We start from the raw sequence: 26451 nt of genomic DNA on the forward strand, positions 1-26451 counted from the left end.
GGCGTAGGCCTGCCAGTCAATACAACTTTCGTTTGATGATTCTGTTCATTGATCTGGATTAATAAGCATAGGAAAGTTTCCTTGAAGGTCATGAACATGTGGAGCATGGCATGCCGCTGACCGGCCATCCGATCGTGACCCGACTGACACGTGCAATGAAGCTGGAATCGCTAGACATCAAACGTCTTGAGGCAATTTTCGAGCGCGACCTTACCATTCGGAAACGGGAGGAACTCGTCGTTCACGGCTCCGAGTTCCGAAGCCTGTGCTTTGTTAAAGACGGCTACGCGATCCGTTACAGGTTGCTGCGCAGCGGCAGGCGGCAAATCCTGAAGCTTATCCTGCCGGGTGATGTCATTGGATTCCCGGTCAGCTTTTTCGATCGATCGACTTGTGCGGTCGTTGCCGTGAGCGAGCTGACCTACGCCGTGTGCTCGTTCGACGCTTACGTTCGTCTCTGCTACGAGCAGCCCCAATTCGGTCTGGTGTTAAGTTGGCTCGCCGCCCAGGAGGCAGCGACTTATGCGGAACACATTGTCAATCTGGGTCGGCGCACTCCGATTGAAAGGCTGGCGCACCTTTTGCTAGAGATCCACGCGCGTCTCCTGGAGGTGGGACGCGCTGACGAAGAAAGTTTCGACTTGCCATTTTCGCAGGAAGTCATGGCGGACGCGCTCGGGCTGAGCGTGCCCCATCTCAATCGCGTCATTCAGCAATTGCGCGCCGAACACCTTATCACCAGCAACGCGCGCTTTATCGAGCTGACCGATCTTGCGGGCCTTCAAAGATTGGCTCAGTACCAGCCCATGACCCTAATCCCCATCCCGGTGCCGAAACAGCTGGAGTGATCACACAGCCCCATTGCGACGGGCATCGAATGCGTTGTCGATTTGGCCTCTATGTCTGTTATCAAGAGCAACTTTATCAATGCTGACTGCCAGCTACAGTTGCGTCATCCCATCCTTGCTGAGCATGATCGAACGACTTCACCGAGTGGCGAATGACGTTTCTCCGGGTCGAGGAACTTGGCCGTCAGATTGCAACGATGGGTTAGCAGAGCCGCGTTTGGCAGCAGCTTCCCAGCGATGGTCTCGTTGATCAGCGGCATGGCCGAACCGCCGGCGCCGGGCGTGGTGAACTCGTGCAGCTCGACGAAGGCGAACTTGGAGGTGCGGTCGGTGGCGACGAACATGTTCAGCTTGCCCTGCTCGGTGCGCACCTCCGCGACGTCGATATGGAAGTAGCCGATCGAATAGCTCTTGAACTTCTTCTTTGCCGGCTTGCCGCCGGCGCAGCCGCCGCAAACAGCGGCTCGGACCCCTCACCACCGCAGCTTCGCTTTCGAAGTTGAACCCGGTGCCAAGGTCACTTGAGGACAAAAAAGTCGCACCGGCTTGGAATAGCTTCGCCATCGTCTCAGTATACGGCACATGAATGCGAGCTTCGACGTCACTCCGCATCTGGAGGATCTGTGGCGGTATGGTCGAGTGCTTACGCACAACGACGCAGACGCCGACGACTTGGTGCAGGAGTCGCTTGTCCGCGCTCTTTCCTTGGCTCGCAGCTACGATTCTTCGCGTCCTCTCATGCCCTGGCTGATCACAATCGTGCGAAATACCTTTCTAACCAGTGCGGTGCGTGCGGACGCAGAGAGGCGGCGGATTGCCGCCTTTGCGGAGCAGTCTGACCCACTGTTACTGCCATCGCAGGAGCACAGCACCGAACTCTCCAATGTCAGAAAGGCGCTGAGAGAGTTGCCTACGGAGCAAGCCGAAGTTCTCCATTTGGTCGGCGTCCTCGGCTTCACCTATTCTGACGCCGCAACAGTACTCGGCGTACCGCAGGGAACTGTTATGTCCCGCCTGAGCCGCGCACGAGTTGCCCTGAAGAACAACATGGAAAAACTACGCGATTGCGCGCCTTCCCAGTTAAAAGTTGTAGGAGGCCGTGATGTGGCCAAGTGACCGTATTTCCGAGGACGAGATCAATCGCTTCCTTGACGGCGAACTGACCCAGCCTCAGAGATCCGACCTCCAGGCACGGCTTGCCCTGGAGCCGGAACTGGCGGCGGAAGTTTTTGCCCAGGCACAGCGCATGGAAGCATTGCGCGTCGCTCAACCGCAGCGGCTTTTCCCGCCCCGAGTTAGCGTGGACAAGGCCAAGCAACTGGAAAGTGCGTTTCGACGGCTAAGAATATTCAGTGCGCTCAAACTGCAAACGGCAGCCGCCTTGCTCATTCTGGCGGGTTGGTCGGCCAACTCATTGACACTGCCTCTCCGCCAGGGAGGGCAAACCACCGATGAGAATTTCATTCTTGCCGCGCGTGATGCCTTGCGAGTCGCCCAGCTGAATGCCGGTCCCGAAAGGGGCAGTGAGCCAAAGCAGGACAAGATCGAGCGACTGGTCGGCGCCATGAACATCAGCATGCCCGCTCTTCCAGCGACATGGAGGGTGAAAGATGTTCAGGTGCAGCCCTGGAACGGGCGGCAGAGCCTTGTCGTGACGGCTGACACACCGAGCGTTGGCCAGATCACACTGGTTGCGGTCGCGATGAGCGGCGAAGACGCCGTACCGCCTACTCCCGCTACGGATGGGCGCGTGCCGACCATATACTGGCAATCGGGCGGCACGGCCTACGCCCTGATGGGCCCTGCCGCGCCCGACCGACTTGAAAAAGAGGCTAAGGAAATCGAGGTGGCCACCCGAAGGAGCGTCGCTGCCAAAATACGGGGCTGAGGACCATTGGGCTATCATTAGTCAAAGGAAAGTGAGACTGCATGTCTGCCGAACAAATCCAGAAACATTTCATACGGTTTCTTGGTTCGGATGTCGGTGTATCGTTCAGTAATCCGTTAGATCCCCGCGAAGTCATTCTGTATCGGCCTGACAGATTGTCCGAGACATTTGTGACGTGGGCGTTCCAGGAACTGAAAAAGACCACGCCGGACGTCGCAAGAAAGATTGACCGACTGCTTGTATCATATGAAACCCGACATGGCCGCACTCGTCGCGGGATAGACATCTCCTCAACCAGCAATGTGCCTCAGCAGCGAAATCCTGAGTCATCTTCGCGAGTTGAGGCTTCGGGACGGGCGGCATGATAAGGCTTCCGCCGCCGACCCTAGGAGCCCTGCGGTATTACCCGTCGACGTGCCCGATTTGCGAAGAAACCGCGCTCGCGGCCGACATTATCTTGCGAACGGTAGAATTCCAGTGCGCCCGCTGCGGCGGATACGAAATCACCGCCGCCGCACGCTCGGCAATGCGAGCTGTGTCTCCGGAGCGCCGCGTGCTGTGGCTTTCGCAGGCCCGGCTACAAATTTCCGACACTCAAAGAATAGCTCTCATACTCTGTGCGAGTGAAGATTTGATCGGCCGTGAATAATTGCAGTTTTGCGAAATCCCCATCGAGTTCGGATGCAGGCGCCCATGAGGGAACGCGCCAACATCACCGTTTGGGGGAGCACAAGAGTGATGCTGTTTGAGCAAGTCCGCCCGCGGGCGTTTCCTGGCGGCCCGGCATTTTCGGCGGAGTTGGTGCCGGACCGATCCGCTCTGTTGTTTTCGATGTGATCCATCTCAAGGCGACGGAGCGGCAGGCGCGGAGTTTCTGGAAGTTGATGAAAGGAACGTTCACTTGACTGATGTGTCTTCCGGGGGCGAGGCCCAAAATGCACGGCTGGCTAATCTACGGGCAGCGACAATGCTACGCGAGACCGCCCATGTGTCGTTCGATGCGGCGACCGAATCCGCTCTGTCGGCAATAGCCGCCGAGATGAACATGAGTCGACCTGAGCTCATTCGGATGGCATTGGTTGACTGGCTGGAATCTCACAAAAACTCTCGTGCGGCTGCGAACGATTAGCTGCGCCGCGAACGCGCCCGATGCGTCCGCCCAGAATACCAGGCGAAGCTGCCACATCCACCGCGGACCTCACATCGCGCGAACGACGGACCATTCGGGATCTTATAATCTCGTGAGTCACGGGAAGGCTGCCTCTGTTGGGAAAGAGGCACTCCCAGCCGCCTGTTTAACGGGACACCGTCCCCGGCGGCCTGGGCAGCGAATCATCATTCTCGTGCCGACTGACCTCTCCTTGCCATAGCGGCGACTTCCACTAACTTTTCAATATGGCCAACGGAACGGTGTTGATTTCCGGCGGCGGAATCGCCGGCCCCGCCCTTGCCTTCTGGTTGGCAGCCGGTGGATTCCGACCAACACTAATCGAACGAGCGCCCCATTTGCGCACGGGAGGTTACGTCATCGATTTTTGGGGCCTTGGTTATGGCATCGCCGAGCGAATGGGGCTCGAGGAGGAGATCAATCGCGTAGGCTACCATGTACGCGAAGTGCGCTTTGTAAACGATCGTGGAAAGCGCGTCACAGGTTTTGGCACGGACGTTTTTACTGAGCTGACAGCGGGCCGCTTTGTGACACTCGGACGCAGCGATCTCTCTAGGCTGCTTTTCGACAAGATAAAGGATACGACCGAAGTCATATTCGATGATGAGATCCTCGGCCTTCAAGAACATCCAGCCGGTGTGCGCGTTAACTTCAAGCAGGGAGGCGAGCGCGCGTACGATCTGGTGATCGGCGCTGACGGTCTGCATTCCGGCGTTCGCCGTCTGGCCTTCGGGCCACAGCAGCAGTTCGAAAAGAAACTCGGTTACGCTGTCGCGGCCTTCGAGTGCGCTGGCTACCGTCCACGCGACGAAGACGTGTATTTGATGTACGGCCAGCCAGGAAGAATGCTCGGGCGTTTCACGCTGCGTGATAACCGAACGCTCTTCTTGTTCGTCTTTGCTGCGGGCAAGGACCCAGTGCCAGCGACGCTGGAAATGCAGAAGGCAGTGCTGCGAAAAATTTACGGCGGTGGCGGGTGGGAATGCCCAAGTATTTTGAATGCGCTGGATGGGATCGACGATCTCTATTTCGACAGCGTCAGCCAGATCAGGATGAACAGGTGGTCGCAAGGCCGCATTGCTCTAACGGGCGATGCCGCGTTTTGCGTGTCCTTATTGGCCGGACAAGGTTCAGCCCTGGCCATGATTTCGGCCTATATCTTGGCGGGTGAACTTTTCAGGGCCGAGGGACGATATCAGGAGGCATTCCGCACGTACGAAACTCTCTTGCGGGATTACATTCATACGAAGCAGCGCGGCGCCGAGCGATTTGCCACAGCCTTTGCACCAAGGACGCAATTGGGCCTGTTTGTGCGCAACTTGGTGATAAGCACATTTGCAATCCCCGGTGTCGCACGATTGGCCATCGGGCGAGAAATTGCCGACGCTCTGCAGCTACCTGATTATCGCTGGCCATCGCCGACGAATTGACGACAGCGGTGGCGCGCGCCAGCCTCCCGCGCCAACCTTCCGAAAAATAGTCGCCGTGCCGGAATAGTTTCCCGCCACGCTCGGTATATGCCGCATGAGAGTGAACTTCGACGTGGCGCATCAAGCAGCGGACCATCGTCCAATGCCGGGAGCGGCAGCGCCATCTTGGGAGCGCAGCGCGAGTGCTGATGATCACGACAACGTCAGTGCTCGCGGTCGGGAGGAGCGCGCTCTCATTGGCCCAGCGGTTGTCCCCCTGTCCATGGCCGCTGGGCCGGTCCGCCGATGAAAAGCACAAATATTCCAGGCGTGATTGGCGCAGCGGAGACACGGCCCCGCTGACCACGGATGCGGCAGACGGCACACGAGACGAGTATGCGGAAGCTAGAAGACTATGAGGAGATCGCGCTCATCGGTTACCCGTACGACGGAGACTACATAGCCATGTTGGACGGCAAAGGCGATCGTGCTCGACTGCTCGGCGGCGAATTGTGCGGCCTTTATGGCGCAACACTGACCGACCAGGCGGCGGCTTTGCCACGGTACTATCCGTGGGCGTCCCATCTCGTTATCGCCACGGTCAAAGGGGACCGGCTTGTTGCGATCCGGGACTACTGAAGGGCAAATGTTGGACTTCCGCACGAAGGCAAAGTCCAACGCCCGACTGAGGCAGCTCGATCAGGCCGAAGCACGGCCGCCTTGATGGTTGTCACAACTTCCAAAGCTCCCATTGAGAAACCCATCCTCAAACCTCAGTGATACGGAAATCACCTTGACCACGTTTGCTGCGCTATGAAATCTGGAAGGATATGATGACCATCAAAGCAGTTGTGGCAAGCATTGCATCCTTGCTACTTTCTATCACTTGGGTGCAAGCTGGCCCCAGACTTCTCTCTCAGCACGGTGCATGGGGCGTCTATTCTTATCGTTCAGACACAACATGGTGCTATGTCCTGAGTGTCCCTGTTTCCGAACTTCCTGCGGATGTCGATCATGGCGAGAATTTTGTCATGATCTCGCGAGCGCCGAAGGATGACCAGCCCGAAGCCGTCATGGGGTATCGGCTTAAGCTGGGGTCGGACATCGATGTGGTGATCGCAGACGAGCACTTCTCAATGTTTACTCAAGACAACAAGGCTTGGTTGGCGAGCGCCGAAGAGGATCGATCGATGGTCAATGCCATGCGGGCAGCCAGCAAAATGAAGCTGTTGGCCACGTCCTGGAGAGGTACACAAACCCAGTACGCCTATTCGCTGATGGGGCTCACCGCCGCCTTGAAAGCGAGCAAGATTTGCAAATCAGCTCGTTGAGCGAAGTCCGGCGACGCACGGTAGTCGCTCCAAAGCCGCTCAATCGACTTGGAGAAAACCACCCAGGCGCGTGGATCCTTGGATGAAGAAGATGAGAGAGTTCTTCAATACCGCTATCGTTATCCTGCTGATAGCGATTGCTGTCGTCCTGCTCTTCCTGGCACCAAGAGGCTTTCAGCTCGGTCCGCCCGATCCGCTTATTAGCTCACGGGCTTCTGGTTTGATGCGAGGGGTCGACTCCATTGTGCAGACCCCTTTAACAAAAACTATGGTGTGAGGTGGTCCGGCCGCGCCGCATGCAATCCTTTTTCGAAACCGAACGCGGCGCCCAGGTTTTTAAAGCGTGGGCGCTCATTCGATCTGCTCTCACGGTTGGCTTGGTAGCCGCTTCTGCACCGACGACAGGATTGCGAGCCGAGACCACTAGCGTTCCTATACCCCGCTTCGTCTCGTTGAAAGGTTCACCCGCGAACCTGCGGATCGGCCCTGGTGTCGATTACAGCATTGAATGGGTCTACATGCGCCCGGGCATTCCCCTTGAGATTTACCAGCAATTTGGCAAATGGCGGCGGGTACGGGATTGGAGCGGGGCCAGCGGATGGATCTATGCTCCGCTTCTGTCTGGACGCAGAACGGCCGTGATCGCTCCTTGGAGCAAAGGTAACGTTGCTCTACGCAAAAAGGCTAAATTCGATGGCCCGGTTATCTCCTGGCTGGAACCTGCCGTTGAAGTCAAACTCAGGGGATGCGATGGTCAATGGTGCAGCGTCGCGCTGAGTTCGATGTCAGGCTTCATCAAACAGTTCGACTTGTGGGGGGCTTATCCCGGCGAAGTGTTCTGAATGACGAGGCCTGAAAATCGTTGACGGACGTTCATTCACTTTTCGGCTGATCTATGTCCTCCCTCCGGTGTAAGGTGCCCACTGTGATCCAGACACCCCACGTCCTCACACTTGCTCGAAGCTGTCAGTTCGATGCATCACGCGCATCCATCGTATGGGCGGCTACGACAGGAGTTCAGCCTGCGGATGGGCCATCTGCCCGTCTTCGCGCGCAATGGATGCGTGCGACTCGATGCTGGCTCTTTTGGCGCTGAGGACGTTGCAACTAGCGAGCGGAACCTTGCCACTTATCGCGGTGCACTCCGACAGGCACATGATGCCATGATGGGCACCTCTGAATACGCCAGCGCCAGATCCAACTGCTGTTGGACCTGGCTCGCTTCTACCGCGTCACCTCGTCGACTAAGGCATTCAAGCAGGCCGTGAAGGCTCCAGACGTTGCGTGGGTGTTGGCAAGGCCGCGGCAACGTCGCATCAAGTCCAAGGTCGGCGCGATAGACTGCCTCAGCTTCAGCGTATCGTTCGGCATCCATCAGCAATGCGCCAAGCGCGTGTCGCGTCGGCTGCATCCAACCCCATGGCTCGTCATAAAGTAAATTGTCGTCGAGATCGACCGCACGCCGCAGGAGGTTCAGACCTTCAAGGACGCGGCCGGATTTGTAGTGCAATTCCCCCAGCATCATCGCTTCGGCAACCTTCAGGATATCGGCACAGGGGTTGTTGAACAGCATGCGCTCGGGTTGCACTGCATCGCGCGCTGCCGCGAAAAGCCTAGCGCTTTCCTCGGCCTGGGGAATTCTACCGAGGTTGGACAGAGCCACTGTCCGGGCATAATGCAACAGAACGGTGCTGTAGGAGTAAAGCTCCGCATCCTCGGGGAAGGCCTCTTCCAGGATACAGGACCAGCGCCCAAAGCGGATAAGTACATGTAGCTTCATCGGCGCAAAGGCTTCAAACATCTCTGGCATGTAACGCACCACCGGCTCCGGCAGGTTTTCCACCAATGCCCGCGCAGCTTCGAAGGCGTCCGACGGGCGACCAAGGAACATGGCCCCGTAGATTTGAAAGTGAAGGTTGTGGATCCGGTAGACCGTGTAAAAGTTCTCACCGCCTGCATGATCGAAGTATGAACGATCCACCCGAGCCGCTTGCCGGTTGCGCGCCACGACTTTCTGGTAGTCGCCGCAAAGAACGTCGATATGCGTCGCCATATGCACAAGATGCCCGGAGTCTGGCACGAGGCGCACCAGCCGATCTGCATGCGGCAAGGCTTTTTCAGGCGTCGGCGACATCTCCATGAGATGAATGTAGAAATGCAACAACCCCGGATGTTCCCAGGCCGCTGGCTGGGTCGTGAAGGCGCAGTCCAATGCCGCGCGCGCTTCTTCCGCCGATGAACCAGCAGCAGGCTGCCCAGTCCGAGTATCCCACAGCGCCCAAGGCGTGCGGTTGATCAGTGCCTCGACAAAGATCGCAGTCACATCCAGCTCGTCAGGGAACCTCTCGTATACTGTGCGCATCGCTGCAGCGAAATCGTCATTCCAAGGGCCATAATCCGTAATCTCAGGGTCAGTAGGGAACCGCGAGGTCAGCGCATCAAGCAATGCGCGCTCGACTTCGATTGCAGGCAGATCGCACGCCTCCGCCAGCAATACATGCGCCCGCGTCAAAGCGACAATACGCTCTTCAGGCCCGAAGGAGGTCCATAGCTTGTTGTAGTTTGGACCTAGACAGTGGGCAATTCCCCACCGCGCCATGACGTTTGTAGGCGCCACTTCGAGCACACGCTCGTAACAGGCAATGGCCTCTTCGTGGTTAAATCCGTATTGCCAGATTAGCCCCCGGTCGAACCAGATCTGCGCCTCGGAAGGCGTGTTGTCCAGCCGGCGGGAGAAGGTGCCTAGATCGAAATACGTCATGGTATCCAACTCCATGGCTGACGGCGACTACCGGCCCAGACTACATCAAACCCGGGAGGAAGGGAGTTCGACAGAAGGCTGACCGCTTGATCTCACCGTGCCATCTTCCTCAACAGCCGCGATATCGTTCGCCTTTCCCAGCCCCGACCCCGATTTCGTACCGGGCCGAAAACGATGTCCCTCGACGGACGACGTCAGCGAATTCTTGACCTGTTCATTCGGTGGCTCCGAGAATCGGAAACGAGATGAAGCTGAGTGCGGCGGGGCCGGAAGCGGAAGGTCCTCTGGTCATGGTACCTTCGTTGGTCGGGATTGCTCGAATGACGATCACCATGACGCTAGAAGACGCGGAGGCGCCAAGGCAGCTTCGGAAGCGTTCCGCTTCAGATTGTGAACTGGCCCTAGTCCTCCGCAAGGCCTAACTTGCGGCAAAGGAGCGCTCAGCCATGACGCGACGGCTCAAACGGGAGTAGTAGCAGGAGCGCTGCCAGAGGCCCGACGATCCCAGCACGCCGCGCGCAGTAGCGCAGAAGCGCACGGAAGAGCGGCGGATCGAGTTCCACATCGGGGTGATGTGGCGACATCGGGCTTTGATGACCCCATGCCAAAAACATGGGGTCACGTCGATCTCAGACACTTTGATACGGCTTTCCGCCAGTCAGTGAATATCGATACGTCGCGTCACCTGACCGTTACTTTCCCAGTAGGTATGCTTCTTGGCGATGATGGGATCGTCCATTGCGGGTTGGACCTGCCCTCCAGTACTAACCGCACGCGAGGTGACTGTGTGCTCCCCGGCGGAGGGCTTGGGCCAGTCGACGGACCATATCTTCCAAGCGAAGTCCGTCTTGTCGGTTTCGTCGATGGCCGCCGGCATCCATGGCCCGTCATCGATCTTCACCTCGACCCGGTCGATCGGCGCGCCCCAGGCCGCCCCGACGATCCGGTGGTCACTGCCGATATGAGTGACCCGGGCCGGTGCAGACTTCAAGCGCGCCCGCCCGACAGAGGTTTCCACCCATACCGTCTCTCCGTTGTGCTCCTCCTCGCGCAGTGTGACATAATCGCGTCCCATAAACCGGTTCTCGAAGCGCTGGTCGCTCACGTCCATTCGTTTGAGCCATTTCACGTTCGCGATCCCGTACCAGCCCGGCGCTATCAGCCGCAGCGGGAAGCCGTTATCAGGAGGCAAGGGAGTCCCGTTCATCTCGTAGCAGAGGATGTTTTTGGGGTCCATGGCGTCGGTGAGCGACATGCTGCGCGCAAAGTTCTGCGTGAACTTGATGTCGTCGGCTCGCTTTATTTCTCCTTCATCGGCGCCCCAGAAGACAACCTCGATCCCACTGTCGAGGACTCCGACCTCCTTGAGGATCGGGGCGAGCGGCGTACCCGCCCAGCGAGCATTGCCAATCCCACCATTGAAAAACGGTAGGCCAGTATTGCCCGAACATTCGACCGTGAACGTGACTTCCTGGCGCGGTCGAGCCCTGATGTCGGCGAGCGTCAGGGCTGTTGGCTTTTTGACGGAACCGCCGATTTCGAGCTTCCACGTAGTTTCGTCGATGACCGGCCGGTTGAAATGCGCGATTGAAAAGAACTTGTCGTTGGGCGTCACCCAGGAATCGAGATCCTCCCACACCAGCTGATTTTTGATGACTTCCGGTACCGGGTTCGGCGGCAGCTGATCGAGCCATTTGATGACTTCCTCGCCGGCCCGGGTTGGAAAGGCATAGGCAATCCGCGATTGAAAGGACGTCAGGGCTACAAGGGCTGCTCCGCCTTGAATGATGAATTCACGTCTGGGAAGGTAATGCATGATGACTTCTCCTCCAGTGAAAAGCTCAGTTCTCCTTCAGGGGTTGGTGCAGTAGCGACCGGGATCGCGCAAAGCAGAGGCCGGCCGCAGCGGGCAATATGAGAGCGCGTGAAACAAGCGCCTTAGTTAAAGCGGCGTTTCCCGCTCTCAAATAGCCAGCTCGTCAAGTCCGAGCCGGCTGTCTTCAATCATATGCCCTATCTGTCCTCGTGGCGAGGGCAAGGGCTCGCATCTTTTCGCTCCAGGCTTGATTTCTGCGTCGTGCTCCAAAGTCGAATGCCGCCTACAATTCCCGGCCGCCATCATACGCCGGCGATGCACCTTGCGCGTGCTGACGCCCGCCTGTGGCCAGCAGGAAGCGCGCATTCGCCCTTGCCCGGAAGAGATCGACCTCGGCCTGCTTCTGCGCTTCCCGCGCCAGCCCGTAGACCTCGGGCAGCGGTTGCCGGTCGGCCGGCTTCGCCTTCATGGTCCACTTCTCGCTGCGGAAGCCCCAATGAGCGATGCCGTCGAGTTCGCTGCCGTCGAACCAAGCGCTCGAGTTCAGTTTCGGGAAATGCAACACCCGAGCCATCCACAAGATTTTCTCGATGTCGTGTTCGCCGGCACCCTTCGCCCATGGCGTCCAGCCGTTGCCTGGTCGCTCCGTCAGATCGCGTCGCGCATGGTGGTCTCCGTTTGTCTCACTTCAGGACGGAAGTGCTGGCACCCGTCTTGCACCGAAGGCGGTTGCCGGCTGATCCCGGGCAGCTCGTCGGGCTTGAGGCAGTAGTTGGGGGGGCCTCGCCCGGCGAGTTCACCAATACGGTTTGTCAATGTTGAAGGGTCGCCCGCAACCATCGCTGGGCCTTGCGCACGATCCCCTGCGCTCATTCGTCGTCTTCCCAACTGTGAGTTTTTTCCACGGAGTTCATGGATGGCGCGCACAATGCAATGGAAATCTACATACCTCGGTGCATCGATCATTATTTTAGTGATCACTAAAATCCTCGATGATTTGAACGCCAGAGTTTAACGCAGCCCGTGCGATTTCAGGGCGACGTTTCTTCTGCGTGGGGTTGGATATGCGTGCCCGGATGTTAGTTAGGAACTCGAAGGCTACAGAAGCCTTCGAGTTGCGCGTGAAAATCTCGTCTTTGGAAGAGGAGCAGAGGCGAAGAGTGGCGAGCTCGGCCGGTATGTTAAAGCTGGCGCAAGTCGGCCAAGAATTAAAGTGGCTCCGGTTTCGCCTGGCCATCCTGGAAGACTGTGTGGCGGCGCTTTCAACCAAACACTAATTTACGTGCCCGTACTGGATTAGCCGGGACCATCATCGGCCGCCTTCAGATGAGACACCACCGTCCCGACGGGTAGGCTCGGCAGTGTTTGGTTTTTCTTCGGTTCTCTTCGTCCCAAACTGGTAGAAAAGCGCGAATGAGAATACGAGATATCCCACCTGGAAAATGATCAAGATCAGCAATGTCCATGCAAGCGACTTCCAGAACGAGCCGGTTGCTAGAAGAATCCAGATCGCCGCCACGGTCGAAGTGGCGAACATCCCGATTAGGAATCGCGGAAAAAACATTTATGCTCAATGCCGCCCCATAACTGGACCGACCGGGTCTCTCGCGTCTACTCTCTAGAAGCATTTAACGCTTCACTAAATTAGTAATTGCGCAAGTCATCCTGAGAGGTCACCCCAGCGAGCCCTCTGGTCACCCACTTCGGAATGTAGGATTATTATCCTCGTTGCAGCGGTCCCCTCAAAACGGAGTTCACCAAATGCCTAGGTCAAAAGGTTCGCAGAAGCGTCGCAGGCTGAAATTGAGCGCCTTGTGGCGGCAGCGGAAGCGCTGCACTTGAGCATCATCAAGCCCTTCATATCCCCGCATTGCGAGTGGCGTTGCCCCCAGTTTTTATCCAGTTTTGAGTTCGTTTCCGGCGTGGGTTGTGCCCTGCTGGGCGGGTGAAGCGACGGGCGCTGGCGCGGAGCCTTTGGCATAGCGCAGCGCGAGCGGCCGCCGCGGATTGAAGGTGCTGGCGAACTCGGCCGGTGTCTGCCAGGCGATTTGAGAGTGCGGCCGGGCGGTGCTGTAGTCGGCGGGCACAGGGCGATGGCTACGCGCGCCTGAGCCAGCGAGGTAAACAGTGTCTCGTTGAGCAGTTCATCGCGCAGTCGGCCGTTGAAGCTCTCGATGAAGCCGTTCTGCATCGACTTCCCGGGCGCAATGTAATGCCATTCGACGCGGTTCTGATCCGCCCAAGAGAGGATGGCGTTCGAGGTGAACTCGCTGCCATTGTCGCTGACGATCATCCTCAGCCGGCCGCGCTCGGTGATGAGTCGGTCCAATTCGCGGGCGACCCGCATGCCGGAGAGAGACGTATCAACGATCAGTGCCAGGCACGACTCGAACCCCATAAATGCTTGGATCAAGGTTGCACCACAGCGGATCCAGACACCCCGACCTCCTCCAGAAGGGCCCGCATCTCGTCGGGAGCCGCAAGACAGAAAATTCGAAAAGCTTCTAGGAAACCCAAGCAGACTGAACGGCGCTGCGGACAATGAGGTTTACGAATACACCGGCGAACATTCGCATTGGGGCGGTCAATATCGTCGGCAGAAGAGCGTCCGAAAGGGCTATCGGCGGCTCCCTCGTAGGAACAAAAAAGAAGAGAAGCAGAACTTTCTTGTGCGTTTTTTGCACACAATGTTCCGTAACCAGCTGATTATATTCAGGTATCCGGCCAGTCTCATCATTCGGTCGCCGTTTTTAGCCGCTGCACCAGATTCCACCTTTCGATGGAAGGGCGCAGAAGGACGACTTCGTCGCTTGGATCGGTCAGAGCTGATGGGATTAAGATCGGAAAAGCTTCACGGCTGTTTGGCGTCTTTAAAATCGCAGTCTCCGCACTTTCATCCACTGCCCACCAGCGTTAGGCCGAACAAGATGAGCAGCCAAAGTGCTGCAGCAGCGACTGCGAGTTGCGGAAGCACTGCCCCCCGGGACAAATGCATGAATGAGATCCCGATAATCACTGCCTTCGCCGCGGCGATCGCAAGATTGACGGTTGAGTTGAAGCCGCCGAGATCGATGAAGGAGGAGCCGACAGTGAGCGCCAGGAGCACCAGAAGGCCGGCATAGGCCGAGGCGAGTTTGCGGATTTCGGTCACGACGGAGCTCAGCGGTTGGTCAGGTAGAGGACGGGGAAGAGAAACACCCAGACGATATCGACAAAATGCCAGTAGAGGCCGACCGCCTGCACGCGCCGGGCTCGGCTCGAGACCTCGGTTCGCCACCACAGCGCCAGCGTGCCGCAGACCACTACAATTCCGCAGAACAGATGCAGGCCATGCAGTGCCGTCATCGCGAAATAGAGGCTGAAGAAAAAGGCAGCATGCACCGGGTCGGCGCCCCGATAGGTGAAGGGCCCGCCCAGCACCGGCGCAATCCCCTGATGGAACTCCATCGCGTATTCGGTGCCCTTGATGATCAGGAAGACGACGCCCAGCGCCGCTGTCGCGGCCAGCGACCAGCCGGCTGCCCGCCAGCGCGAACCGGAGGTGAAGAAGTGCGCCAGCGCCATGGCGAAGCTGGAGGTAATCAGCACCGCTGTGTTTATCGTTCCCAGCATCAGTGACAAGTGCCTGGAGGCTTCGGCGAAGGCGGCGCCGTAGCTCAGCCGGGCGACGAAGAAGATCAGGAAAATGGCGCCGAACAGCATCGCCTCGGAGCCGATGAAGACCCACATACCGAAGGCATCGGCGGCCCGCTCGCGCTCGCCCGACTTGAAGGCGACGCTTTCGGTCGAGGCGCTCATAAGACCACCCCGGCTGCCGGATCGGTGCGCTTTTCTCCAAGCCCTTTCATCGGGTAGTCGTAGGCCGGTCTGGTCACCACCGGCATTTCGGCGAAATTGTGCGGCGGCGGCGGTGAGCTTGTCTGCCATTCGAGCCCGGTGGCGCCCCACGGATTGTCCGGGGCGCGCCGGCCTCGGAATAGCGACCAGGTCAGGTAGAAGAGCGGCATCAGATAACCGATCGCGAGCACCACGGCGCCCGCTGAAGACAGAACATGCCAGAACTGGAACTCCGGCGGATAAGTGTGGTAGCGCCGGGGCATGCCCAGAAACCCCAGCACATATTGCGGGAAGAAAGTGAGGTTGAAGCCGACGAAACTAACGGCGGCCGCAATGCGACCGGCCGTCTCGGAATACATGCGGCCCGTCATCTTCGGCCACCAGAAATGCATGCCGCCCATGAAGGCCATCACCATGCCGCCGACCATGATATAGTGAAAATGGGCAATTACGAAGTAGGTGTCGTGGAGGTGCACGTCGACCGCCAGCGAGGCGACGAACAGCCCGGCCAGCCCTCCGAAGGTGAACAGCGCAATGAAGAACAGCGCAAACAGCATCGGCGTCTCGAAACTGATCTCGCCCTTGCGCAGGGTAAGGCCCCAGTTGAACACCTTGATCGCCGAAGGAATGGCCACGATGAAGGAAAGGAAGGAAAAGATCACCCCGGCGTAGGCCGACTGGCCGGAGACGAACATGTGGTGGCCCCAGACCAGGAAGCCGAAAATGGCGATCGCCATGCTGCACAGTGCCACCGCCTTGTAGCCGAATAGCGGTCGGCGGGCAAAGCAGGGGATGACTTCCGACACAACCCCCATGCCAGGCAGGATCATAATGTAGACCGCAGGGTGCGAGTAGAACCAAAAGAGATGCTGGAACAGCAGCGGGTCGCCACCGAGGTCGGGATCAAAGATCCCGAGGCCGAAGACGCGCTCCAGCACGATCAGGATCAGCGAGGCGGCCAGCACCGGAGTTGCCAGCACCATCACAAGGGCGGTGGCGTAGAGCGTCCACACGAAAATGGGCAGCCTGAACCAGGTCAGGCCCGGGGCGCGCAATTTGTGCACGGTCACGATAAAGTTGATGCCGGTCATGATCGAGGAGAAGCCGACGATCAAGACGCCAAAGGCGGCGGTCGAGACGTAGCTGTCGGAATAGATGCTGGAGAGCGGCGTATAGAAGGTCCAGCCGGTGTCGACGCCGCCGGCAAGCACCGCAAACATCGCGAACAGGCTGCCGAAGATGAAGACGTACCAGCTCGCCAGGTTGAGACGCGGAAAGGCGAGGTCGCGCGCACCGATCATCAGCGGCAGCAGGAAGTTGCCAAGCGTGGCGGGGATGGACGGCACCAGGAAGAACCAAACCATGATGATGCCGTGAAGCGAGAACAGCCGGTTATAGACGTCGTCGGAGACGAGGTCGCCTGCGGGCGAGGCGAGTTCGATGCGCATCAGCACGGCGAAGGCGCCGCCGAGAAAGAAGAAGCCGGTGATCGCCACTAGATAGAGCCAGGCCACGCGCTTGTGGTCTGTGGTGAGAAGCCAGGCGGCCGGTCCGGCGCCCTCCTCCAGATTGCTTTGGGCCTGCATCGCTTCGCTCGTCATTGCACCGCCTCCGGCTGCGCCGCGCCTTGGGCCGCAGGCCCCGCCGCACCTGCTCCGCCTTTGGGCGACAGCGATTTCAGGTAGGCGACCAGCATCTGCAGCTCGGCCTCGTCTACCAGCCCCTCGAAACTGGGCATCACCGGCTGATACCCGGCAGCGACCTCCTTCATGGGATTGAGGATGGAATCGCGCAGGTAGCGCTCGTCGGCGACCACCGTCTGTCGGTCGGAGAGCGCCACTGGCCGCCCGAAGACGCCGGCAAGATCGGGCGCGCGCACCTTGCTGGAGTTTCCGTGGCAGCCGGAGCAGCCGAGCGCGCGGAACAGCTTTTCGCCGCCCTGCGCAAGCGACTCGCTCTCGCCCTGGGCGGAGAGCCACGCCGCATATTGCTCGGGCGCCATCACGTCGATCCAGCCGCCCATTTCCGAGTGTTGGGTGCCGCAATATTCGGCGCAGAAGAGATGATAGCGGCCGGGCCTAGTGGCGGTGAACCAGACATGGGTGGCGCGACCGGGCACCGCGTCCTGCTTGACCCGGAAGGCCGGCACGAAGAAGGAATGGATGACGTCCTGCGAGGCAAGCGACACCACCACCGGCTTGCCGACCGGCACATGCAACTCGTTGATCTCGCGCTGGCCGCCGGGATGGCGAAAAGTCCACATCCACTGCTTGCCCAGTCCGGCGATCTGTATGGCGTCGGGTGGCGGGTGGCCGCCGCGCACATAGAGCGCCGCGCCCCAGCCGAAAAAGGCGAACGATATGAGCAGGCTGGCCGTGGTCCAGGTGATCTCCAGCGGCAGGGTGCGCATACGCTCGCCGGTGCGATCGGCGCTGGAGCCGGCGCGGTATTTGACCGCGTAGCCAACGACCAGGCAGGTCAGGAGCAGGCCGAGCGCCAGGCTGAAGGCGAGCAGCGCATAAAACAGCGCGTCAACCTGCGGCGCCGCCGAGGAGGCTTCCTGCGGAACGAAGGGCACGTTGAAGCTCATGCCCGCCTCCGCCAGGAAAGAGCTAGGACGGCGGTGGCGAGCGCCAGCACCGTGGCGACGGCGCCGAGCTTTAGCGCCGCCCAGATCGCCGGCGTATACTGGCCTTTCGAAGTGTCGAAGCCGGCGCATAGCAGGAAGACGTGATCGGCGACGGACCCAAGCTTGCCGGCCGACGCCTCGACCAGCGCCAGCCTCAAGTCGCGCGGCTCGAAGCTCAATGCCGGCAGCACCTGCGCGATTTGTCCGCCGGGAGTGAGCGCCAGAACCGCGATCGGATGGACGAATTGGTCGATGCGCGGGCGCGTGTCGAACGAAATGCCGGCCTGCGCCGCCAGGGCCGCGGCGGCGCCGTCGGGACTGGTGAGGAAGCGCCAGGCAGAGAGGCCCTTCGCGTCGGTAGCGTCAGCGACCCCGGCGCGAGCGGCGGCAGCGTCTTCCTGCGTCTCGGTCACGTCGATGGAGACGAACAAAGCGCGGTAGTTACTGGGGTCGAGACCGGTCTTGTTGAGATCGGAAGCGACCGCCTGCTGGGTAAGTCCGCACAGGTTCGGGCATCTGTCGTAGCCGAAGATGAGCAGCGCCGGCCGGCCGGCGAGGATGTCGCCCAGCGTGGCCGTCGCCCCGGACTGGTCGCGGAAGGGTTTGTCCAGGCTGAGCTGCGCGCCGATCTTCGGATCAAAGGCGGGGCGTTCGACTGCTTGGGCGGCCGTGAGGACTGCAAAAAAGAGCGCAAGGGCCGCAGTCAGGCGCTTTCCCACCCCTAGCTCCTCCCTCTTGTGTGGACAAGTTAGGGGTGGGTGTGCACCTTCCGCAAAAGAGCAGGCACCAATTTCGCATGATAGCCATCGGAGGAGCAACCACCGCATCATGGCTGCGCTCCACCATGCGGCAATGCAATCCCTGACGGCGACACCCCGTCCTGCGGTTGCATTGGCTGGACTTGCTTCGCCTCGCCCTGCCCCGCTTGGCCTTGGCACCGCGCCGCCTGCGGCGCGCGGGGCACGTTTTCGCCAAGAAAAGCGCATTCCCCAACCCGAGCAGGCAGTTGCCGCGACCAGTCCGGCAGGCCGTTCCTGGCCACCAATTCCATCGCATCTCCGATGGGAATGCGGGCGATGCCGGCGGCGCGGTCGACCCAGCCGAGCTTGGCCAGTTCCTTGTCCTCGCGATCACGGAAGGCGGCGAGGTCGATCGCCGGGAAGCGTTGCATGGCCGGCGTCGCCTCATTGCCCTGCCAGGCCGCGCCGGGCAGAGGCCAATAAGCATTGGTGTCGAAGATCAGCCTGAGCACGACCACGGTGAGGACCAGGAATAGCACCAGCCCGCCACCGAACAGCAGCAGCGCGCGCGACGCTACGTCCCGCGTTTCGGGATAACGAGGTTCGTCAGCCATTGGCGAACCTCCCGCGCGCCAGCCGCTCGCGCCAGGCGGCGATGCGCTCCGGCTCCCGAAGCGCGAACACGAAGAGCGCCGTCCACAGCCCGCCGGCACCGGCGAGCGCCGCCAGATCCGGCCAGCTCAGACCAAAGCCTGCGAATGCCGGCCTGACGCGCCACAGCACATCGGCAAGATGTCCGGCGAGCGTGATGGCGGCAAGCCAGACGATGCCAGCATGGCTGCGCTTCAGGTCGCGGCTGAGGAAGCCCGCGAAAGGCAGCACGAACTGCAAGGCAATCAGCCACAGCACGAATTGCCAGCCGTTCCGCGTGCGCATTATGTACCAGTGGATTTCGACGGGCAAGTCGCCGCCCCAGATGATCAGCCACTGCATGAAGGCGAGGTAGGCCCAGGTCAGCATCAGGCCGAACAGCATATTGGCGACGTCTTCGCTCAGCGCCACGCGCTCCGCGCCACCGGGCATGGTCTCGATCGAACGTCGCGCGGCTAGCACCAGCACGGCCACCGCATAGGCCCCGATCGTCTCGGCTGAGGCTTCCAGCATTCCGTAGATGGTCGAATAGAAGTTAGGCTCGAGCGACAGCATCCAGTCTGTGGAAAAGACGCTAACGGCAAAGCCGTGAACCACCAGCCCGGCGGCGCAGCCCATGCTTCTCGCCCGGCGCTGCTGGGCAGTCTTGACGGGAACGGTCGCGGTCGGGCCCAGCAGGAACCAGGCCAGCACGAACCAGACGATGACGCACACTGCAAAGCGGACGAGGAAGAAGGGCACATTCAGATAGGCGAGCTTGTGGCGCGCCGTCTCGGTTAGAGCGGCAGGATCGGCAGCCCAGGGGAAGACGAAGTCGGGTCGGACCAGCACGGGAAGAAGTAGTACGAGCGCCAGCGGCAGGGTCGCGACCATGGCTCTCAGCGGCGGTAGTGCGGCATCGCCCCAGCGGCCGCCGGTCAGGCCGTGGATCATCATGATCGTCATGGCGCCGAGCGACAGGCCGAGCAGGAAAAGGGCCATCGTGACCCATCCACAAATCGTCGCTTGCGCGCCAAGAAGCAGCCCGAGTATACACAGCAGCAGCCCGACGGCAGCTACGGCAAGCATCCAGCGGAAAGGCCGGTCGATCCTGTCGAGGCCGATCTTCATTGCGTCGCCTCCGCGTTGAGTTTGGTGCGGAGCGGCTCTGGCAAATCGGCCGCGGCGGCGCGACGGGAAAGCTGCAAAGCGCGGATGTAGGCGACGATCGCCCAGCGGTCGGCCGGGGGAACGCGCGCGGCATAGGAATACATGGCGCCGTAGCCGTTGGTGATGACATCGTAGAAATGACGGTCGGGCGCGCGGCGCAGCGCCTCCTGATGATAGGTCGGCGGGGCCGGAAAGCCGCGCTGAACGATCATGCCGTGGCCGTCGCCGGTGCGGCCGTGACAGGGCGAACAGAAGATATCGAAGCGCTCTCGACCACGGTTCAGCAGCGCCATGGTGACCGGTTGCGGGATGGCATCCGGCACCGGTGCAAGCTCGGCGTTGCGCGCCACCGTGCCCGACACCGGCATGCGCGCCGAGGCGCCGTCGGCGAACTGGCTGCTCGCCTCCAGCGGCTCGTAATGCGGCTGGTCGGCCATCTGCTGCTGGCACCCGGCAAGCGCCGGCGCGGCCGCGAGCGCGAGGGCGAACGCCGGCCTCACGCCTCCACCTCCTCGACCGTTTCGGCGCCCAGTCTGGTCAATTGCCCCTTGACGACGGCTTTGCGGAATCTCGGGTCGGCCGCCTCGACCAGCAGGTAGAACTTGCCGCCCTGCGCATAGGTGAAGCTCCGCGCATTGAAGACAGGGTGGTAATATTGCGGCAGCCGGTTGGCGGCGAGCACACCGATGAAGCCGGCCGTCGCCGCACCGAGAATGCCGGCCTCGAAGGCGATGACGACGAAGGGCGGCCAGGAATGCAGCGGCCGTCCGCCGACATTGACCGGGTAGTCGATCTCTACCGAATACAGGATCAGTCCGTAAGCAAACAGCGCGGCGAGGATGCCGCCGGCCAGCACCACCCAGGGCAGGCGCGTTTTCCTCATGCCGAGTACCTCCTCGGCCAGCCCCTTCACCGCATAGGGCGAGAAGGCATCCATGCGGCTGTAGCCGCGATCGCGCATGTCGTGGGCAGCAGCCGTCAGGGCGTCGGCATCGGCGAAGGTAGCGATGACGCCGTAGAGGCTCATTGCCCCCTGCCCTCCTGCGCCAATTCCTCGACCTCGAAGATGGTGATCGCTGGCAGGATGCGGACGAACAAGAAAACCAGCGCGAAGAAGGTTCCGATAGAGCCGAACAATATGCCGAAATCCAGCCAGGTCAGCGACTGCTCGCCCCAGGAGGACGGCAGGAAATCGCGGCTCGGGCCGCTGACGACGATGACGTAGCGTTCGATCCACATGCCGAGATTGATGATGAGCGCTATCGCGAACAGCGCCGGCATATTGAGCCGCACGCGGCGGAACCAGAGAAGTTGCAACACGCCGCAATTGCAGGCGAGCATCACCCAGAAGAACGGTGCGTAGGGGCCGAAGGCGCGCTCGGCCATCATGGTTCGCTCGTAAGCCTCGCCAGAGTACCAGGCGAAAAAGGCCTCCGTAACATAGCCGTACAACACGACCATGCCGGACGCGAGCATCAGTCTGCCGGCATTGTCCATGTGCCTCGGCGTAATCAGGTCCTGGACCGAGAAGGCCCAGCGCAGCGGGATCGCGATGGTGAGCACCATGGCGAAGCCGGAATAGAGCGCGCCGGCTACGAAATAGGGCGGGAAGATCGTCGAATGGTAACCGGGCAGAATGGCGAAGGTGAAGTCGAGCGACACGATCGAATGCACCGACACCACCAGCGGCGTCGCAAGCGCCGCCATCAAATAGTAAACCTGCTCGTAGCGCGCCCAATGGAAGGCAGAACCGCGCCAGCCCATTGCCAGAAGTCCATAGAAGATCTGCGCGCTGCGCGATTTCGCCCGGTCGCGCAGCACAGCAAGGTCGGGCAGCAGGCCCATATACCAGAACAGCAGCGACACGGTGGCGTAGGTGGCGATCGCCGCGAAATCCCAAACCAGGGGGCTGCGCCATTGCGGCCAGTGCATATGCGTGTTGGGCAGCGGCAAGAGCCAGTAGAAGAACCACGGCCGGCCGAGATGCAGGATGGGGTAGAGTCCGGCCATCGCCACGGCGAACAGCGTCATCGCCTCGGCAAAGCGGTTGATCGAGGCGCGCCAGGGCTGGCGCAGCAGGAGGAGCACGGCCGAGATCAGTGTGCCAGCATGGCCGATTCCGATCCACCAGACGAAGTTGGAGATCATCGTGCCCCAGGCGACTGGGATGCTGAGCCCAATGTCGCCGATGCCGACTACAACCAAGTAAGTGACCGAGTAGAAGAAGACCAGCACCAGCAAGAAGCAAAGGAAAAATGCCGCCCAGAAATAGCGCGGCAACTGCCCATCGAGCACGACGGAGGCGATGCGGCCACTGATTTCGGGAAAATCGTGCCGGCCGGCCAGCACCGGCGGGCGCCGCGGCATTTTTTTCGTGCGGGCGGGAGTGGCCGCTTCAGCCATTGCCCGGCTCCGGTTCGGAAGCGCCGGCGAGGCGGGGATTCGGATTGCTGATCCGGCCCAGATACGTGGTGCGCGGACGCGTGTTCAGGTCTTCCAGAAGCCCGTAGCTCTGCGGCGCCGCCTTCTCCCGCGAAACTTCGGAGTCGGTGAGATTGCGGTCGCCGAAGATGATTGCTCTCGTCGGGCAGGCCTGCTGGCAGGCGGTCACCACCTCACCGTCCCGTATCGGGCGGTTCTCGATCTGCGCGTGGATGCGCTTTTCGCTGATGCGCTGTACACAGTAGGTGCATTTTTCCATGACGCCGCGCGAGCGCACACTAACGTCGGGATTGCGCGCCGCCTGCTCGGGGCCGGCCTCCCCCTTGTCGAACTCGCGATAGTCAAGGAAATTGAAGCGGCGCACCTTGTAGGGGCAATTCTGCGAGCAATAACGCGTGCCGATGCAGCGGTTGTAGACCTGCGCGTTCAGCCCATCATGGGTGTGCACGGTGGCATTGACTGGACAGACGACCTCGCACGGCGCCTTCTCGCAATGCATGCACGGCACCGGCTGGAAATAGGTATCCGGCGCCTCCGGCGCCCCTGCATAGTAGCGGTCGATGCGCAGCCAGTGCATTTCGTGGCCACGAGCGACCTCGTCCGGCCCGACCGTGGCTATGTTGTTCTCGGCTTGGCAGGCTGCGACGCAAGCCATGCAGCCGACGCAGGCCGAAAGGTCGATCGACATGGCCCAGGCTTCTTCGTGGTAAGTCCAGTCCGGATAAATGGACTCGGCCGGCGCCGGCGGCACGCCGTCGCGCACGAAATCCGGATTTCTGGCGAATTCCGCCAGCGAGGCGTGGCGCACGATCGGCCTGCCCTCCATCGCATGGTGATGCTGGGTGGTGACGACAGGCTGCGTTTCGTCGCGCGGCGAGAGCGCGACGCCGTCAGCGAACCAAGGCGCGTCGGCGGTCCTGAAAAGGAAAGCGTCGTATCCCGCCGCCAGCGGCGCCACCGCACCGGGCGCCTTGCGGCCGAAACCGAAGGAGAGCGTCACCGTGTCGTCCGGATGGCCGGGCACGATCCAGGCCGGCGCATCGAGGCTGAGGCCGTTGCGGTCGAGGTTCACCGTGCGGCCGTTCTCAAGCTTCAGGCGCGCGGCCGTCCCCGGCGAGACCAGAGCCGCATTGCCCCAGACGACCTTCGTCAGCGGGCGCGGCAGTTCCTGCAGCATGGCCGAATTGGCGTAGCGGCCGTCGCGTAGGAAGGGATCGGCCGTGAACCTTATTTCCACCTCCTTGGCTGGCGCGGCGCGCGGCCGCAGGCCGGCGAGGTCGGCCGGCGGCTGGACTGCGACGGGAACGGCAGCGGTGCCCGCGACAACGCCGTCGCGCAAAGCCTTGCGCCAGGCGGCATCGTCCAAGCTTTGCGCCCAATTTCGGCGCACCAGCATCAGCGCGTCGGCATCGAACGTGCCGGCAAGGGCCGCCAGGATTTCGTGCACCGTCCGCCCACCAAACAGCGGTAGGATGAGCGGCTGCACGATCGAGGCGGAGCCGTCGAAGGCGCGCAGGTCGCTCCAGCTTTCAAGATCGTGTGCGGCCGGCACATGCCATTGCGCCAGGAGCGCCGTCTCGTCGCGGTAGAGGCCAAAATGGACAAGCAGTTTCAGCGATCCGAACGTCTTCTTCGCATCGAGGCCGGCAGGCGCGGTATGTACCGGGTTCGCGCCAAGCGCGACGACCGTGTCGATTGCGGCATCCGAGATCGCCTCGCCGAGATCGGATAGGTCGCCATCGACAGGGACCGCATGCGGCGGTTCGATGAGGTCAATCGTGTTGCCGAAGGCGCCGAGCCGGCCGTTGATGGCCAGCGCCACCGCGTGGACGAACGCGGTCTGCTGCGATCCGGGCAAGACCAAGCCGTTGCGGCCGGCGCCCTTCAGATCGTCGACAACGGCGGCAATCCATTGCCGGTCGGCTGCGGCCGCATCACCCGCACCGCCCAGCACGGCATTCAGTCCAGCCGCGATTGCCTCCACCTCGCTTGGTCTTGCCGCCCTGCGGTGGTCGGCGGCCGCGCCGGTAATGGTCGGCGTCGACTCCACCGCATAGAGCCGGTTCATCGCGTCGCCCGGCTTACGCACGCGCCTTCGCGCCGCGAACTGCTTCGAATAGGCGAGCGCACCCGGCCCTTCGCCGAGGAAATCCGCGTCCAGCGAGCAGATCACCTGGGTGCGGTCGAAGCGGTAGAGTGGCGTCAATGCCCGGCCGAACAGCTTCGTCGCGGCCTCCTCGTCGGCCGTCGCGGCAAGCGGATCGTGGCGATAGATGCGAAGTTCCGGATATTGCTTGCGAAGCGCGTCGATCTGCGCCTTCATCGTCGGCGAAGTGCCGGTCTCGATGAGCAGCGCCGCGCCTTTCCCACCCGAAGCCGTCCAGTCAGAGGTGAGCTTGGCCATATCCCCCAGGAAATCGCTGTAGGGCGCCGGCTCGCCATTCTTCAGCGGGGTACGCGAGCGGTCCGGATCGAACAGGGCCAGCACTTGAGCCTGCATGACGGCATCCGTGGCGCCGAGCGAGGCGGGGTGATCGGTGTTGCCTTCCACCTTGGTCGGCCGGCCTTCGTGGCTCTCGACGACGGCGCCGATGCCGTAGCCGCCGCTGCAAAGCGTCGTCGCATAGTAAAGTGGCCGGCCGGGAATGACGTTCTCCGGCTGGCGCACATACGGCACGATGTCCTCAGCCCGGCCGCAGGCGGTCAAGCCTGCCAGCGAGAGCGAGGCGCCAGCGAGCTTCAAAAGCGTGCGACGGTCGAGATTCTGCGGCAGGCGCTCGGCGATGGAAGGGAATTCGGCTTCGATGAAGCGGCCGAGATCCGGCGTACCGGCCATTTCGTCCAAGCTGCGCCAGAGATCGCCGGCGGCCGATGAACGCCGCGAACCGGCAGCGCCTGCGGGTGCATCCTTGTCAGCGGTGGCAGACATAGCAGTCGGTCATGGTCTCGGGATGGACGTCAAGCAGCTTGACGAGCGACCGTCGGATTCTTGCGATGTCGTCCGGCGGGTTCCAGTGCATCAGGAAAGCGTCCTGCGGCGGCCGCAGATTGGGCTCGGGATCACGGTGGCAGGCAAGGCACCATTCCATGCTCAGCGGCTCGGCCCGCGCCGTCAACGGCATTTCGTCGACCGCGCCGTGGCAGGTCTCGCAGGCGACGCCCTTGTTCACGTGGATGGAATGATTGAAGTAAACGAAGTCCGGGACCGAATTGACCCTCTGCCAATGCAGCGGCTGGCTCCTGGCAAGGCTGGTGCGTATCGGCGCCAGCATGGCGGCATTGGTGTAGAGCTGCGAATGACAGGTCATGCAGATTTCGGTCGCCGGCAGCCCGGCTGAATTGGACGTCTCAACGCCGTTATGGCAATAGCGGCAATCGATGCCGAGCTGGCCGACATGGTGCTTGTGGCTGAAAGGGACCGGCTGTGCCGCTGCCTCGCCGACGCCGGTCAAAAAGCTCGAGCGCAGCAGCGCCGTGCCGGCGGTCGCAACCAGAAGCATGGTGCACACCCCGCCCCACAGCACGAACCGGGTGATGCCATTGGCGCTCCTTGCAAAGATTTGCGGCATCCCCTCGCCCAGAATGATTTGAACTTGGACCGACGTGATGGCGCCCAACTGAGAGGCCCGGCGGAAGTTCCGGAGCCGGTAGATTGCTCACGGGAAGGTGATCAAAATAACTCGTATTCCGACATTTCGCGCGAAGCGATCGCCGGTTAAGGCGTTTGGAATCCGTCACGGTTCGTTACCAGCTGGAAGAAAGATATGGCTGTTGTAGCGCAC

23 protein-coding genes and 2 pseudogenes are annotated in these 26451 nt (G+C 61.1%); 8 read left to right on the forward strand and 17 right to left on the reverse strand.

Annotated features, from left to right (window positions below; genetic code table 11):
• Positions 1 to 110: 110 nt before the first annotated feature.
• Positions 111 to 848, forward strand: a complete 738-nt coding sequence (locus LB559_RS14580) for a Crp/Fnr family transcriptional regulator (RefSeq protein WP_128337937.1) — start codon at positions 111 to 113, stop codon at positions 846 to 848.
• A 290-nt stretch (positions 849 to 1138) separates the two neighbouring features.
• On the opposite strand, the pseudogene LB559_RS14585 reads toward LB559_RS14580, so the two are convergent.
• Positions 1139 to 1282: pseudogene (locus LB559_RS14585) on the reverse strand (IS481 family transposase); the annotation flags it as partial.
• 148 nt (positions 1283 to 1430) lie between these two features.
• Between LB559_RS14585 and LB559_RS14590 the strand changes: the two are divergent.
• From LB559_RS14590 to LB559_RS14620, 7 genes are all read left to right on the forward strand, one after another.
• Complete coding sequence (locus LB559_RS14590; protein ID WP_064995211.1) at positions 1431 to 1964, forward strand: sigma-70 family RNA polymerase sigma factor; 534 nt, start codon at positions 1431 to 1433, stop codon at positions 1962 to 1964.
• The gene (locus tag LB559_RS14595; RefSeq protein ID WP_064995212.1) at positions 1951 to 2736 is read left to right on the forward strand and encodes an anti-sigma factor family protein; all 786 of its coding nucleotides are present in this window, start codon (positions 1951 to 1953) and stop codon (positions 2734 to 2736) included. Before LB559_RS14590 ends, LB559_RS14595 begins: the two co-directional genes overlap by 14 nt.
• A 1395-nt stretch (positions 2737 to 4131) precedes the next feature.
• Positions 4132 to 5334, forward strand: coding sequence for an FAD-binding domain (locus LB559_RS14600; RefSeq protein WP_224674352.1), 1203 nt, complete (start codon positions 4132 to 4134; stop codon positions 5332 to 5334).
• Positions 5335 to 5709: 375 nt separating this feature from the next.
• Positions 5710 to 5952 (forward strand): hypothetical protein, encoded by a 243-nt coding sequence (locus LB559_RS14605; RefSeq protein ID WP_127365631.1) that lies wholly within the window; start codon positions 5710 to 5712, stop codon positions 5950 to 5952.
• A 194-nt stretch (positions 5953 to 6146) separates the two neighbouring features.
• A complete protein-coding gene (locus tag LB559_RS14610) occupies positions 6147 to 6644 on the forward strand; it encodes an invasion associated locus B family protein (protein ID WP_127365632.1) in 498 nt (165 codons plus the stop codon).
• An 82-nt stretch (positions 6645 to 6726) separates the two neighbouring features.
• Positions 6727 to 6921: a hypothetical protein gene (locus tag LB559_RS14615; protein WP_127365633.1), complete on the forward strand. Its 195-nt coding sequence runs from the start codon at positions 6727 to 6729 to the stop codon at positions 6919 to 6921.
• A 19-nt stretch (positions 6922 to 6940) separates the two neighbouring features.
• A complete protein-coding gene (locus tag LB559_RS14620) occupies positions 6941 to 7486 on the forward strand; it encodes an SH3 domain-containing protein (protein ID WP_127365634.1) in 546 nt (181 codons plus the stop codon).
• A 287-nt stretch (positions 7487 to 7773) separates the two neighbouring features.
• Here LB559_RS14620 and LB559_RS14625 read toward each other — a convergent pair whose 3' ends face one another.
• The 16 genes and pseudogenes from LB559_RS14625 to LB559_RS14700 all read right to left on the reverse strand — a co-directional run bounded on the left by LB559_RS14625 (position 7774) and on the right by LB559_RS14700 (position 26238).
• Positions 7774 to 9405, reverse strand: a complete 1632-nt coding sequence (locus tag LB559_RS14625; RefSeq protein WP_224674353.1) for a tetratricopeptide repeat protein — start codon at positions 9403 to 9405, stop codon at positions 7774 to 7776.
• 658 nt (positions 9406 to 10063) lie between these two features.
• A complete protein-coding gene (locus tag LB559_RS14630) occupies positions 10064 to 11221 on the reverse strand; it encodes a sulfite oxidase (protein ID WP_224674354.1) in 1158 nt (385 codons plus the stop codon).
• 283 nt (positions 11222 to 11504) lie between these two features.
• Positions 11505 to 11795 carry a hypothetical protein gene (locus LB559_RS14635; RefSeq protein ID WP_224674355.1) on the reverse strand — a complete coding sequence of 97 codons (291 nt, stop codon included), beginning with the start codon at positions 11793 to 11795 and terminating at the stop codon, positions 11505 to 11507.
• A 1321-nt stretch (positions 11796 to 13116) separates the two neighbouring features.
• Positions 13117 to 13604 (reverse strand): annotated as a pseudogene (locus LB559_RS14640) (integrase core domain-containing protein); the annotation flags it as partial.
• A gap of 510 nt (positions 13605 to 14114) precedes the next feature.
• On the reverse strand, positions 14115 to 14372 hold the full coding sequence (locus LB559_RS14645; protein WP_224674356.1) for a cytochrome C oxidase subunit IV family protein: 258 nt from the start codon (positions 14370 to 14372) through the stop codon (positions 14115 to 14117).
• Between the two features lie 8 nt (positions 14373 to 14380).
• Complete coding sequence (locus tag LB559_RS14650; protein WP_224674357.1) at positions 14381 to 15019, reverse strand: cytochrome c oxidase subunit 3; 639 nt, start codon at positions 15017 to 15019, stop codon at positions 14381 to 14383.
• Positions 15016 to 16659, reverse strand: coding sequence for a cytochrome c oxidase subunit I (gene ctaD, locus LB559_RS14655; RefSeq protein WP_224674358.1), 1644 nt, complete (start codon positions 16657 to 16659; stop codon positions 15016 to 15018). Before ctaD ends, LB559_RS14650 begins: the two co-directional genes overlap by 4 nt.
• Entirely contained in the window at positions 16656 to 17648 is a 993-nt protein-coding gene (gene coxB / locus LB559_RS14660; protein ID WP_064995259.1) for a cytochrome c oxidase subunit II, read from the reverse strand. The genes ctaD and coxB overlap by 4 nt, the downstream gene beginning before the upstream one ends.
• The gene (locus LB559_RS14665; protein WP_127366774.1) at positions 17645 to 18406 is read right to left on the reverse strand and encodes an SCO family protein; all 762 of its coding nucleotides are present in this window, start codon (positions 18404 to 18406) and stop codon (positions 17645 to 17647) included. Before LB559_RS14665 ends, coxB begins: the two co-directional genes overlap by 4 nt.
• 107 nt (positions 18407 to 18513) lie before the next feature.
• A complete protein-coding gene (locus LB559_RS14670) occupies positions 18514 to 19041 on the reverse strand; it encodes a hypothetical protein (RefSeq protein ID WP_224674359.1) in 528 nt (175 codons plus the stop codon).
• Positions 19034 to 20188 (reverse strand): hypothetical protein, encoded by a 1155-nt coding sequence (locus LB559_RS14675; protein ID WP_224674360.1) that lies wholly within the window; start codon positions 20186 to 20188, stop codon positions 19034 to 19036. The genes LB559_RS14670 and LB559_RS14675 overlap by 8 nt, the downstream gene beginning before the upstream one ends.
• Entirely contained in the window at positions 20185 to 20727 is a 543-nt protein-coding gene (locus LB559_RS14680; RefSeq protein WP_064995255.1) for a c-type cytochrome, read from the reverse strand. The genes LB559_RS14675 and LB559_RS14680 overlap by 4 nt, the downstream gene beginning before the upstream one ends.
• Positions 20724 to 21254 (reverse strand): DUF3341 domain-containing protein, encoded by a 531-nt coding sequence (locus tag LB559_RS14685; protein WP_084016186.1) that lies wholly within the window; start codon positions 21252 to 21254, stop codon positions 20724 to 20726. The genes LB559_RS14680 and LB559_RS14685 overlap by 4 nt, the downstream gene beginning before the upstream one ends.
• The gene (gene nrfD, locus LB559_RS14690) at positions 21251 to 22630 is read right to left on the reverse strand and encodes an NrfD/PsrC family molybdoenzyme membrane anchor subunit (RefSeq protein ID WP_064995254.1); all 1380 of its coding nucleotides are present in this window, start codon (positions 22628 to 22630) and stop codon (positions 21251 to 21253) included. Before nrfD ends, LB559_RS14685 begins: the two co-directional genes overlap by 4 nt.
• Positions 22623 to 25598: a TAT-variant-translocated molybdopterin oxidoreductase gene (locus tag LB559_RS14695; RefSeq protein ID WP_224674361.1), complete on the reverse strand. Its 2976-nt coding sequence runs from the start codon at positions 25596 to 25598 to the stop codon at positions 22623 to 22625. The genes nrfD and LB559_RS14695 overlap by 8 nt, the downstream gene beginning before the upstream one ends.
• Positions 25582 to 26238 carry a cytochrome c3 family protein gene (locus tag LB559_RS14700; protein ID WP_064995264.1) on the reverse strand — a complete coding sequence of 219 codons (657 nt, stop codon included), beginning with the start codon at positions 26236 to 26238 and terminating at the stop codon, positions 25582 to 25584. The genes LB559_RS14695 and LB559_RS14700 overlap by 17 nt, the downstream gene beginning before the upstream one ends.
• Positions 26239 to 26451 lie beyond the last annotated feature (213 nt).

It is taken from the genome of Mesorhizobium sp. BR1-1-3, from assembly GCF_020165455.1.
GTDB classification, from domain to species: domain Bacteria; phylum Pseudomonadota; class Alphaproteobacteria; order Rhizobiales; family Rhizobiaceae; genus Mesorhizobium; species Mesorhizobium ciceri.

What these genes read in the sequence shown, in the direction of transcription:
- LB559_RS14580 (WP_128337937.1), top strand. Translation starts at nt 111, where the DNA reads ATGCCGCTGACCGGCCATCCGATCGTGACCCGACTGACACGTGCAATG.
- LB559_RS14590 (WP_064995211.1), top strand. Translation starts at nt 1,431, where the DNA reads ATGAATGCGAGCTTCGACGTCACTCCGCATCTGGAGGATCTGTGGCGG.
- LB559_RS14595 (WP_064995212.1), top strand. Translation starts at nt 1,951, where the DNA reads ATGTGGCCAAGTGACCGTATTTCCGAGGACGAGATCAATCGCTTCCTT.
- LB559_RS14600 (WP_224674352.1), top strand. Translation starts at nt 4,132, where the DNA reads ATGGCCAACGGAACGGTGTTGATTTCCGGCGGCGGAATCGCCGGCCCC.
- LB559_RS14605 (WP_127365631.1), top strand. Translation starts at nt 5,710, where the DNA reads ATGCGGAAGCTAGAAGACTATGAGGAGATCGCGCTCATCGGTTACCCG.
- LB559_RS14610 (WP_127365632.1), top strand. Translation starts at nt 6,147, where the DNA reads ATGACCATCAAAGCAGTTGTGGCAAGCATTGCATCCTTGCTACTTTCT.
- LB559_RS14615 (WP_127365633.1), top strand. Translation starts at nt 6,727, where the DNA reads ATGAAGAAGATGAGAGAGTTCTTCAATACCGCTATCGTTATCCTGCTG.
- LB559_RS14620 (WP_127365634.1), top strand. Translation starts at nt 6,941, where the DNA reads ATGCAATCCTTTTTCGAAACCGAACGCGGCGCCCAGGTTTTTAAAGCG.
- LB559_RS14625 (WP_224674353.1), bottom strand. Translation starts at nt 9,405, where the DNA reads ATGACGTATTTCGATCTAGGCACCTTCTCCCGCCGGCTGGACAACACG.
- LB559_RS14630 (WP_224674354.1), bottom strand. Translation starts at nt 11,221, where the DNA reads ATGCATTACCTTCCCAGACGTGAATTCATCATTCAAGGCGGAGCAGCC.
- LB559_RS14635 (WP_224674355.1), bottom strand. Translation starts at nt 11,795, where the DNA reads ATGGCTCGGGTGTTGCATTTCCCGAAACTGAACTCGAGCGCTTGGTTC.
- LB559_RS14650 (WP_224674357.1), bottom strand. Translation starts at nt 15,019, where the DNA reads ATGAGCGCCTCGACCGAAAGCGTCGCCTTCAAGTCGGGCGAGCGCGAG.
- ctaD (WP_224674358.1), bottom strand. Translation starts at nt 16,659, where the DNA reads ATGACGAGCGAAGCGATGCAGGCCCAAAGCAATCTGGAGGAGGGCGCC.
- coxB (WP_064995259.1), bottom strand. Translation starts at nt 17,648, where the DNA reads ATGAGCTTCAACGTGCCCTTCGTTCCGCAGGAAGCCTCCTCGGCGGCG.
- LB559_RS14670 (WP_224674359.1), bottom strand. Translation starts at nt 19,041, where the DNA reads ATGGCTGACGAACCTCGTTATCCCGAAACGCGGGACGTAGCGTCGCGC.
- LB559_RS14675 (WP_224674360.1), bottom strand. Translation starts at nt 20,188, where the DNA reads ATGAAGATCGGCCTCGACAGGATCGACCGGCCTTTCCGCTGGATGCTT.
- LB559_RS14685 (WP_084016186.1), bottom strand. Translation starts at nt 21,254, where the DNA reads ATGAGCCTCTACGGCGTCATCGCTACCTTCGCCGATGCCGACGCCCTG.
- nrfD (WP_064995254.1), bottom strand. Translation starts at nt 22,630, where the DNA reads ATGGCTGAAGCGGCCACTCCCGCCCGCACGAAAAAAATGCCGCGGCGC.
- LB559_RS14695 (WP_224674361.1), bottom strand. Translation starts at nt 25,598, where the DNA reads ATGTCTGCCACCGCTGACAAGGATGCACCCGCAGGCGCTGCCGGTTCG.
- LB559_RS14700 (WP_064995264.1), bottom strand. Translation starts at nt 26,238, where the DNA reads ATGCCGCAAATCTTTGCAAGGAGCGCCAATGGCATCACCCGGTTCGTG.